Consider the following 970-nt stretch of genomic DNA (forward strand, 5'->3'; position numbering starts at 1 on the left):
CTCGGCGACCTTGATCAACCTCGCCGGCGACTTCGAACTCCTCACACCGACAATGCGTTACGCGGCCTTCTCCGGCGAAGAAATCGACCAGGCGTTGTTGCTCAAGGTCTTCGAGGAACTCGGGCACGGCAGCGGGATGGACCCCGCCAGCACGGCCGCGGTCGGTCAGCTCGGCCTGCTGCGGGAACAGTGCCGCGCGGCCAAGGAGCAGCTGTCCACCCAGACGGTGGCCGAATTCTCGGCCGAGCTCGGTGGTCGCCGGTGCACCATGAAGTTGACGCGCGACGAGCTGGGCGATTTGATACAGGACCGGCTGTCCGGCTTCATCTACGCGTTCGACGAGATGCTGGTCCGGCACAAGAGGAGCTGGTCCGACTTGTCGGCGGTCGTCATGGTCGGCGGCGGTGCCAGCATTCCCCTTGTCAAGGAACGCCTTTCGGTGCACGGCCGCCGACCGGTCGTGAGCCCGCTGGAGCCGGCGCACGCGGCCGCCCTGGGCGCGTTGCAGATCGCGTCCCGGGGGGAGCAGCTCGATTTGCAGGCGCGCACGTCCATCGGCCTGCTCACGGCGGCGGCCGGCGAAATCGTCGAATTGCCGGCCGGCGACGTGCTGGTGATCGACGACGAGGCGCTCACCGACCGCGAGTTGGCTTGGTCGCAAACCGAATACGGCCCCGACATTCGGGTGCCCTACAGCCCCGCGGCCTTCGACGAAGACGGCGGGTCCGGCTGGTCGATGCGACTCAACGTGATCGAGCCGCCGAAAGCGAGCTCGTGGCGGCGCCTGCGGCTGTCGCAGTTGGTCGTGGGGATGTGCGCCGTGGTGGCCATGACCTCGATCGGCGGCGTGGCCTACACGTTGTCGGGCATCGAGAACCACCAGGCGCCCCCGGCGCCCACCGTCGCGCCCCTGCCCGCGCCGCCCGTCAGCTCCCTGCCGGCGCGGCCCGTGCCGCCGCCCCCGACGCCC

1 protein-coding gene is annotated in these 970 nt (G+C 69.7%); it reads left to right on the forward strand.

The window, feature by feature from the left end; translation table 11 throughout:
* The coding region (locus A5706_RS07530) for an Hsp70 family protein (RefSeq protein WP_156767006.1) at positions 1–970 on the forward strand (970 nt) is incomplete at both ends.

Origin of the sequence: Mycobacterium sp. E796 (assembly GCF_001672815.1) — a bacterium.
Classification (GTDB): domain Bacteria; phylum Actinomycetota; class Actinomycetes; order Mycobacteriales; family Mycobacteriaceae; genus Mycobacterium.